The 8,842-nt window shown below is 60.7% G+C and carries 7 protein-coding genes and 1 pseudogene; 1 reads left to right on the forward strand and 7 read right to left on the reverse strand.

The window, feature by feature from the left end; all coding sequences use genetic code 11:
* Window positions 1-905 precede the first annotated feature (905 nt).
* A complete protein-coding gene (locus IV500_RS20905) occupies window positions 906-2,219 on the forward strand; it encodes a pentapeptide repeat-containing protein (RefSeq protein WP_196398749.1) in 1,314 nt (437 codons plus the stop codon).
* A 206-nt stretch (window positions 2,220-2,425) separates the two neighbouring features.
* Here the strand turns inward: IV500_RS20905 and IV500_RS22405 are convergent, their stop codons facing one another.
* The 7 genes and pseudogenes from IV500_RS22405 to IV500_RS20940 all read right to left on the reverse strand — a co-directional run.
* Complete coding sequence (locus tag IV500_RS22405; RefSeq protein ID WP_376770242.1) at window positions 2,426-2,557, reverse strand: hypothetical protein; 132 nt, start codon at window positions 2,555-2,557, stop codon at window positions 2,426-2,428.
* 124 nt (window positions 2,558-2,681) lie between these two features.
* Window positions 2,682-3,740, reverse strand: a complete 1,059-nt coding sequence (locus tag IV500_RS20910; RefSeq protein ID WP_196398750.1) for a DUF4192 domain-containing protein — start codon at window positions 3,738-3,740, stop codon at window positions 2,682-2,684.
* A gap of 340 nt (window positions 3,741-4,080) precedes the next feature.
* Entirely contained in the window at window positions 4,081-5,067 is a 987-nt protein-coding gene (locus tag IV500_RS20915; RefSeq protein WP_196398751.1) for an MAB_1171c family putative transporter, read from the reverse strand.
* Complete coding sequence (locus IV500_RS20920) at window positions 5,067-5,549, reverse strand: hypothetical protein (RefSeq protein WP_196398752.1); 483 nt, start codon at window positions 5,547-5,549, stop codon at window positions 5,067-5,069. The genes IV500_RS20915 and IV500_RS20920 overlap by 1 nt, the downstream gene beginning before the upstream one ends.
* Window positions 5,536-6,423: an oxygenase MpaB family protein gene (locus IV500_RS20925; RefSeq protein WP_196398753.1), complete on the reverse strand. Its 888-nt coding sequence runs from the start codon at window positions 6,421-6,423 to the stop codon at window positions 5,536-5,538. The genes IV500_RS20920 and IV500_RS20925 overlap by 14 nt, the downstream gene beginning before the upstream one ends.
* 831 nt (window positions 6,424-7,254) lie before the next feature.
* Entirely contained in the window at window positions 7,255-7,941 is a 687-nt protein-coding gene (locus IV500_RS20935) for a helicase associated domain-containing protein (protein ID WP_196398755.1), read from the reverse strand.
* 134 nt (window positions 7,942-8,075) lie between these two features.
* Window positions 8,076-8,680: pseudogene (locus IV500_RS20940) on the reverse strand (DinB/UmuC family translesion DNA polymerase); the annotation flags it as partial.
* Window positions 8,681-8,842: the final 162 nt, after the last annotated feature.

Raw genomic sequence — 8,842 nt, forward strand, 5'->3', positions numbered from 1 at the left:
AGGTGAACGACCTCCGAGGGGTCGGTCCACCGGCACGCGGTCCGGAACTACTCATAAGACCATCTTCGCGTAATGCACTCAAAACTGGACTGGACATGATTATTGGATTCCTGGTTCTCGCCCCACGCGATCAAATGGACTTGCTATGAGCCCTTGGTACCGTTCCAGCCTGACACGTAGGGAGTAGCTGGTGGGGGAGCAGAGCCAGAGGATGAGGTCCTCGTCGGTTTGGTTATTGGCTCTGGCCAAGAAGATGAGTTTGGGCATGATCGGGAGGATGGTGCCCTGCTCGCGGTTGAACTGAAAACCAGGGTAACGGTAGGAGTTTCCTCGAAGTAGAGCCGCGAGCCACCCGGTGGTGCTGTGATGGGTGGCGACACTGCGGTTGGGTTTGTTGGAGCCGAGTAGGTGCGCGACCTCTGGTGAGAAGCCCGAATTCGTACTCTATGCGGCGCCAGGTGTTTTCAGCCGCTTGCAGGCTGCGGGCCAGTTGGGAGGATATCGATGCTGGGTTGGCGGCCGTGGCCGTCAAGAGGCAAGCATGCTTTGCTATACCGCTGCGGCGAGGGGGTTGAGCATGCTGGCATAACCGGCCACGGGCGTGTGGGAGTCGAGCGTAACGGACACATCGTTGAATGCCGTGCCCATAAGCGCCACAACACTTCCGAAATCCGAAGCTCAAGAGCCGGAAACTCCACCACTCTACGGGACGTAACCAATATGCAAGCCAACCGTCCACCACGGCAGATTTTCCGGCCAGGGGTCCCGCGGCTGTCGCCGGAGGCTACCGCGCACACAATGATGAAGCGGAAAAGGATTCTGCGTCGGAGGGCGTGGCTTGCGTCGCGGAAATTGGTGCTCAAGCATTTGACCAAATTCTTTATGTCGGGTGTGAAGATGGGCCCATGGATAATTCCGGCGGACCCCCAACAGGCGCAGTCAAGGTCAGCGGCCTTCGACGATTCAAGAATTGGTGGAGTTCCAATTTGTGGCCCCGCGTCAAACGAGGTTGGACCTGGTTGACGCCGTGGCGTCAGCGATCTTCAAGGGTGGTCGGGCGCGCGAAACTTTCCACGGCCGTGCTCGGCGCCGTCATCGCGGCAGTGCTGGTAGCCTTCGCCGCATACCAGGTGCTCCACCGTTTCCTTCCGGTCGGGGACCAGGCCATCCAACCAAAGGACCTAACCCAGTTCGCGCTGACCATTGTCGCCGGCATCGGCGGTGTGGTTGCCCTCGTCGTCGCCTACCGCCGACAGCTCGGCATTGAGCAGAGCCGTTTCGTTGAACGGTTCGGCGCCGCGGCCAATCAGCTCGGCAGTGCAGATGTGGCCGTTCGGCTCGCCGGCGTTTATGCGATGGCCGGGGTGGCGGATGAGGCACGCAGCATTCACGAACGCCAGCAGTGTGTGGACGTCCTCTGCGCCTACCTCCGCCTGCCGTACTCGCCCGAGCTGGGGGCGAACCACGAGACCGAGCGACAGCATAAAATGCCGGGCCGTGAGGGTGAAGAGAACACGCACCATTTCCTGTATCGGCAGAATGATAAAGAGGTTCGGCAAACCATCGTTCGCGTCATCACCGCCCACCTCCAAAAGGACGCGAAAGAATCCTGGTCTCCCTGTTCGTTCGATTTCACGGGCGCCATCCTCGAAAGTGTCGACTTCAACGGTGCGAGGTTCAGAGGGGAAGCGACCTACTTCCGTGGTGTGACGTTCAGCGGAGCCCTTGCCAGGTTCAATGGTGTGGTGTTTGACGGTGAGTGGACACTCTTCAGCGATGCGAAGTTCAGTAGCGGCTCCAGTTTCAAAAATGCGATATTACGGAGCGGCTTTACCAGCTTCGAAAACGCGAAGTTCAGTAGTGGCTCCAGCTTCGACGGTGCGACGTTCAGTAGTGGTTTTAGCAGCTTCAACAGTGCGGTATTCAGCGGGGGTTGGACGACCTTCAGTTTGACGGTGTTTAGCAGAGCAAGGGCCAGCTTCCATGGCACGGAATTCGGTGCAGACCGGACGTCTTTCTACCGCACGACGTTCGGCGGAGGCTTTATAAGTTTCATCTCCACCGACTTCGGCGCCGGTGTCGTCTCCTTTGAAGAGCCGAAGTTCTGGAACCCGAGCCCGATATTCGACTGGGATGACGATGTTCCTGACGACGAACGAAAGCCGAAGCCAGCTAACGTACTGCCTACGGATTGGCCACCGAAAGTTGATTCGATTTAACGCCAGGTCGGCGAGCAGGTGATCTGCCGATGGTGTTGATGATGTCTTCTTGCAGGGACTCCATCGGGAGCTCAAGGGTGGCGACGGCTCGACCGGTACAGTGTCACGGTCTAAAGCCAGCGCAAGCAGCAGATGTTCAGTGCCGATGGCGTCTGTGGGCAGTCAGCATATGTGCAACGTCCAACGGTGGCTCCTGCAGAGGGGATCTATGGATCCCGTGGTTCCAACCAAGCGTTGGAACGCCCTCCGCCGGCGAGGGCTCCGTGGAACCGCTCGATTTTCCTGTCGGTCTGGGACCGGTATGGGCGGGTCTTCTTGGCCTTGATGTTCAGTTCCACGCTTTAGCCTTTTGGTGGCTTTGGCCTGCTTGGTGTTGCACAGGTCAGTACTACACCGGATGCCTGTGTCGGGAACCGACCACCCAGCTAAGAGAATCCAACTTTTACTTGGGAATGCGGTCGTCTATGCCATCCCCATACCTCCGATTTCCGGGCCGCGAGTATGGGGCGGCTGATAGGCGGTCTGGCGGCTGGTGGCCCAGGTGGAGAGGATGCCAGCGCTAACGAGCTGATCTGTGAGTTGGGCCAGACGGTAGTTTGGGTCGGATTCGAGGGTGCGTTGGAAGCATTGGTGGGCTTTGCTGCCGTGGCCTTCCCACCATTGGATGATGCCGAGGCAGGTGAGAACGGGTGCGGCGTCGGCGTTGTCGACGCGCATATACAGATGTAACAGGACGTCGGATGCGCGGTCGACACGCTGCCAGTGGGGAGGCCGTTGGGTTTCGCCCAGAAGGAGGTCGCGCATGCTGTCGTCGAGGCCAGGGATGTCGGCAAGAAGACGATCGCGGACACTGATGAATTTCAAGGAGGCTATGAGCTCGGCGCTTTCATCGTCAGTAGGTTCTCCGGTGGCGTCGAGCGTTTTGCTCCAAAGCGCACGGGCGCGGACGATGGCAGCACGCGGGTTCATGGCTTCAATTCGGAAACTGTGCCGCAGGACTTCGGCGCTGAGGTCCGAACGGGGCAGGACAGGGATACGGAAACTCGGCGTTGTCTCGACGCTGGATCCGCGAAATACAAGTTCGGCGTTGAGCTCGCTGGATAGGACCCCATCCAGTGGATGACTGGTCTCCGCACCGGTGTCCGCCCGCAGATAGTTGGTGAACGTAGCGTTCCCGACCAGCCACCCATCCCGAACAATGACGCCCTGTTCACCGAGCCTTTCAGTCAGCGTTTCCACGAATTCCTCGTGTGGTCGCCTTTGGCCTAGGGTCCAGGGGGAGCGGGTGAAGAGGCCGAAGACGACGCCGGTTGCCTCACGGTCCTTGCCGACGTAGTGGGCGATCTGGTCAACGAAGTGGTCGGTGTTGGTACCGGGCCGTGGCAGGTCGACCCTTAACGTGCCCCCGATGCGGTGGTCGTCGATTAGGACGCAAACGAGGCTTTCTTGAGGCCAGAAGCCAAGACTATGGCCCATGAGGGCGATGAAGTCGTCAGGGGTTTTGATACTGAGCTTTTCCATGATGCCTCCGCTCGCCGGTACCGCCGGCTAATGCCAGCTGCACCTACTCATGGCTAGTGGGAGCGCCGACTACCTGACCGCGCAGCCGGTGCGTGCCGTCAGTGCCGGAGGAGTGTTAGGCCGCGAAACTGGTAATCGAAGATCTCAATGAGCCATCGGTGCAGGCGGGCAGCGGCTATCTACACAGCCGTTTCCAGTAGGCTCAGATTCTGGTTTGTCACGTCAACGCGGCTGGTAAAGAATCCGGCAACGACGCAGCTCCCGTATACAGCGGCCGGCCTTCCTGAACGTATACGAATAACGGCGCCCCTGAGGAGGGCTTATAGAGCCTTGAGCCCTTCTAGGCATGCCGAGTGAGAACGTCCTCAGCGTGTTCGAGGAGGGACAGGTCACGGGGCGTCATCGCAGGAGCCATATGTCCTCGGGCCATTTCGCAGTCGCGGATCTCAATGACGCGGCGGTGCAGCTGTGTTTCGGGATGACGCCGAAAGGTGTTCAACGCGTTGCTAATGGGCGGCTCGAGGACTAGATCCGGCCGCTGGGCGGTCTGTTTGCGCCAGAGTGGAAATAATTTGATGAGGAGGATCCGTGACCGGAATCCCAGCCTTTCGCGGTGCAGTTGTCCTGGCATGCGCACAATGATGAGCCCGAGACTGACCATGAGAACGGCCAATGTTTCACCGATGGAGTAGAAAGCATCTAGGACACCGATGTCTGCGCCGTGCGGACCCTCGCTATGGAGGACTGCGCCGTAGGCGAGGCGGTCCACCAGGACAAGGGCGAACGCGAGACACCCGAGTCCGATGAGCGCGAATCCGGCCCTAAACGCTCTGGAGCGCATTTGAGGGACGTTATGTCGGCATACCCTTGCGATGTCGTAGCAGACCCAGATTATGAAGGCCGAACCCGACCAGAGGAATACGGCCATTCCGGGTTGGTCGCCGTAGGTGAGCGGGAAGTTCTGATCCGACGCGTTCGTGCGGCTTGTGAAGAATCCGACGGCGACGGCGGCCCCGGCGCACGCGATAGCCGCGCGGCCGACGGTGACTTGCCGTCGTCGTCGTTCTCTGTTGGGAACCATAGCCAGCACGATGGCTGTGCGGAACTGCCAGAAGCCGCAGAGTAGGAAAAGGAGCAGGAGCAGTCCGGCATAGTTCAACCCACCCAAATCGCGGTCAGCGACCATATAGATGCTGGGGACGTAGAGGGTGCATGCGACGGCGGCCAGAACGGTGGCGCGGAAGACGCTTGCGCGCTTGGCGTCGAACATGGTGGGGAGGCGGAGTGCGGAGAGGGTCCAGAGCGTGAGGGCGGGGACGAATTCCATTAGCCGAACACTTCATTGAAGGATAGCGGCTCGTGGTTTCGGTTGGTGGTGCTGTGGATGAGGCGTGTGGCCAGCCGGTCCGCCAGCGCCTCGGCGGTCAGTTCATCGTCGTCGCCGTAACTGCTGCGGTTCAGCGTGGACCGTATCCTGCTAATATCCAGCCCGGGCAACTGTACGGGTGGACATGGACTGATTGCGTGGATGTCGTGGTGCAGGATCATATGGCTGAATTCGTGCAGGATGAGGTGCTGGCGGTGCCACGGCGAACGGGTCGGGGCATGGATGATCAGGTCCTGGTCGTCGAGAACGAGCCACAGGGCGCAGACGTCCGCGCCGGTGAGGCGGGGAAGTTCGACGATGGTGATGGGTTGGCGACGTGAGGACTCAATGGCTTGACGGATCGAGTCCAAGGTGATTTCGGATGGCAGGTTCAGGCGGCGGTCAGCGGATCTTGCGACCTTGCGGGCCTCACGGTAATTCACGGCTGGCCGCCTTTGCCGGGGCCGTGACGTTCATTGGCCCGATCTGATCGAGGGTGTACCCATCGGGGTAGAGCGAGCTCGCGGACTTGCCGGGGGAGAAGTGCGGTTCTGGGTTGAGCGGACGACGACGGTAGGCGGCGTTGCGGATTGCCAGGCCCACGCTGAGCGCGGTCTGCATCAGCTGTTTGGCGCGGGGGAGGCTGAGCGCGTCCGAGAGCCGGTCGTCGTCGAGCATTGCAGCGATCATTGGTCGGGTCACCGGCCGGAAGACGCGCGGCAGCCGGCTCTGCAGGACCTGGATAGTCGAGTCCATCAGTTGGCGCCCCGAACCGGATCCGCTCACGTTGCTAGCCTCATAGGCGTCGAAGAGGACTGCAGCGTCTTCGAAGGTCCTGGGAAGGCTTTCGAGGTGCATTCGCTGGCCAAGTTCAAGGAAGAACCTCGTAGCTGCCTCAATCTCGGAGCTGATGGGTTTCCGCCAGCCGTGTTTTTGGGTCCAGCGGATCGGGACGACAAGGAGGGTCAGCAGGACGTAGCGGAAGTCATCGCTGGTGCCAGGGACGTGGCGGTGGACGTGGTTCAGTAGCGCGGTCATATGTCGGCCGCGGTCGCTGTCCAGGCCTGCGACGATCATTTCGTAGATGACGATGGCCGTGTCGTAGGAACGCTTCATGGGCCGTTGCGGGATTTCACCGTTGGCATTGAGGGTTTCCGCGATGCTGGGGACGGCAAAGTTGCGATAGTAGGCGAGAAAGAAGCCGAGCTCCATGTCGGCGGCCAAATCGAAGAGGACCATTTCCCGGAACGTCTCTGCCCAGGCTTCCGGGCGTGCCTGCTGTTGGAGTCTGAAGCTGTCGGCGAGACTCGCGTGCATTCGCATCTTTGAGACCTCCACTTGTGGCACCAACGCAGGCCGAGTTGGGACCGGGGACGATGTCTCCAATCGTAGGCCCGCTCGACATGGGTTTCAACGGACCGGGCGGACACCGCGGCTCTGCCGTGGGTCCTATTTCCCGTTGCAGGTCTTTACTCCCGCCAACTCTGCCCTTAAGCCTCTTTCGCCCTTTCTCATCAAGTGCCGGTGGGCGGCAGTGAAGGCCGGAGCCGCGATCGGGGTTAGGAGTCGCATCCATCGCTGCGTCGGACGGACCCGCCACTCGATCTGCATTTTCGTTAGGGGGCCATCTCGGCCCGCGGGAAAGAGCGCCACGCTGCCGGTTCCCACCAAATCGCCTCCCGCATCGAATTCGATCCGGTGCGGTGGCTTCACCATCGTTGGATGGACTGTAATGCCGAGCTTGTAACCGAGGGCAGCGCGAAATCTTAGCGGCGCAGTCGTGGCTAATAGGACAGCGGCTGGCGACTCGCTGGATATCGCTGATCGGACCAGCGGTCCACCGAACGAACAGCCCGGCCACCATGTTGGCCAGCTCATATCCGGGTCCGCTATGACAGACCACACAGATTCCGGATCTGCATCCAAGTGCCACGTGGACATCAAATCATATTGACGCTCGACCATGTCATCAGCATTCCACACGGCGTGCGTTGCCTGGAACGTTGGCTGAACGAAAGGGGACAGGAGGCATGTGAGAGCACGCTGCTTCCTAGCCGGGGTCCGAGCTGGGGACTGTCTCGTGAACGGTGTATACGGCGGTTTTTTAGTAGCTTTCGGCGACCGGGACCTCAAGAATCGCAGGAGCGCCTAGAGGGGGAGTGGGACCTGTCCACGCAGCAGTCCGGACCAGCCTGGGACTCTTTCATCCAGAAACCAGATCTGGGCCGGTGTCAAGGTGTTGCGGGTGTGTTTTTGTTTCTGTCCGTGCAGCCAGACACCGAGGATGCGTTCCTCCTCGGTACGTGGGCCCTTGTATCTGGGCCAGCGCCGTTCCTGGTCAATGAAGCTGCGCAGTTCAGTCAGACGGTGGATCCATCGCTGTCCATCGTGAAGGGTTCGCTGCGGTGTCCTCCAGTTCCCCAACGAATCCAGTGCTTCTTCCGCAGCATGTCCCAACCGTCCGTGTCGGGCGGCTGAGCGTTGTTGACTCAGCCACCGGGCCAGGGACGGTTCCGTGTCCTGTTGTCCCGTGGTGGCTGGTGGCCGCTGATGGGTGACCATAAACAGTTGTAGCTGGTTAAACCGCTGCGTCCAGGCATCCGTTGGTCGCCGATGCGGGCCGGTCAGGGGTGGGCGGTTGGCTTCATGGTCCTGTCGTAGTCCGGGGTCCGTCCTGCCGTGTACCTGTAGGTGGCGGTGGACTGTGCTTTTGGGTGCGTGGCAGAGTTCGGCGATCCGCCCGAAGGGCAGGCCTTTGCGGTACATCAGATCCCACTCCGGATGCCGGCTCCCGAGAGGACTTTCCCCGGCATCCGCCGTGCGTTCTTCGGTCATGGCGTTAACCTAACCCGCGTTGCGGCCGAATTCCTACGACCTGGTCCAATGCCGGAACCACCGGGGGCCACGCTGTGACGAGTTGGGCGATGGGAACAGTCACCGGTCTCCCGGAAACGAACTTTCTAGGGGTGTTTCATGGACCAGTCCGGGCCGCCTCGGAGTCCGGCGTGGCCGAGGCCGATGGAGCCGCGCGCGTACCGGCGGGCTACGTCTTCCAGGAGGGTGCCGACGTGGCGTTCCTCGTGTGGGTTCTCGAAAAGGGCCAGGGGTGCCTGGTTGCCGGTGACCGCAGGTCCGTGACCATGATCCCGGCTTTGGCGTACCTGACGCCTTCGTGGATGAGGGGCAACAGGGCGTGGGCGGCTTTGGTGAGGAGCACGGAGTCAGCGGTGGGCATCGGCAGCGGGACGCACACTGAGGGGTAGGAGGTGTCCTTCGGGTTGTACTGTGAGATGCCGGCGAAGGCGGTAAGAACTTTGGTTTGGAGGCCGTGTTTGGCCAGCCGTGCTGCGGCTTGCTGGCCGTAGACGCTCATGACCTGCCGGATTTCGGCGGTGGTGGTGATGGGGGTAGCGAAGGAGCGGGAGAAGATGAGTTGGTCTCTCCCGATTCGTTCTTCTTCCATGGGGATGCAGGGTGTTCCCTGCAGCTCCAGGACGGTGCGCATCATGACCACGGAGAAGCGGTCCCGGATCGTGACCGGATCGGAACGGGCCAGGTCGAGGATGGAATGGATTGAGGTGTGTCAAGGATGTGAGACAGTCGGCTAGCTTCTTTTTGGTTAGGCAGCGGCTGGAAGCGGCTGCTGGTTTGGCTTGAAATTGGTCATGGCGGTGGCCGGTGGAAGGCCTTTGTTGTGGCTGTGTGGGCGCCAGCGGTTATAGAAGACCTCGATGTA

It is taken from the genome of Arthrobacter terrae (assembly GCF_015708085.1).
Classification (GTDB): domain Bacteria; phylum Actinomycetota; class Actinomycetes; order Actinomycetales; family Micrococcaceae; genus Arthrobacter_M; species Arthrobacter_M terrae.